The 574-nt window shown below is 50.0% G+C and carries 1 protein-coding gene; it reads right to left on the bottom strand.

The window, feature by feature from the left end:
* The coding region (locus J5224_RS34300) for an antiterminator Q family protein (protein ID WP_264629301.1) at nt 1-313 on the bottom strand (313 nt) is incomplete at its 3' end.
* Between the last annotated feature and the right edge of the window lie 261 nt (nt 314-574).

Here is a 574-nt window from a genome sequence, read left to right as displayed (position 1 = left end):
CTTCCGCCATTTGCAGCTGTTTTAGCACCAGCGTATGTGAAATACCCAGTTTGGTGCCAATCGCCCTCACCGGCAGGCCAAGCACATAGTGCCACTCCAATAGCACATGCAGATACGGGTCGCGTTTTTTCAAACACGCCATCGCCCCATTGACAATCAACCCATCGTCATCGCAGCACGACGGGCGTGAGCGCTGGCTGGAGGGCAGCAGCCCACGGAAGCCCGCAGCAACCGATGAGTAATACAGCCCGTGTTCAGTATGGGAAGCCCATGCGCCATAACGCTCAAGCACCTTTTGGATATCACGAATCATCTCGCCACCTTTGTTGTTTCTATACCGTTATCTGGCAAGACCATTGGGGTCTTGCCGCACCGTCCCCTGGAGTAACAAAAGAGAGGCAGTCACACTCTGCCACCGGAAAGCTATTGATTTAGTTGATAACTAGCGTCCGTTACTCACGCATAGCTTGTCTTGTTGGTGTGATAATACCTTTAGCTATCGATAATAGCAAAAGGTATTGCCATTTCACTTGAAAAGCAATAGCGAATGCTATAAAGTTGTTCGCATGAAAAC

It is taken from the genome of Candidatus Symbiopectobacterium sp. NZEC135, from assembly GCF_025962695.1.
Note: the sequence above shows the minus strand (reverse complement) of the source record. Positions and strands in the feature narration are given on the sequence as shown.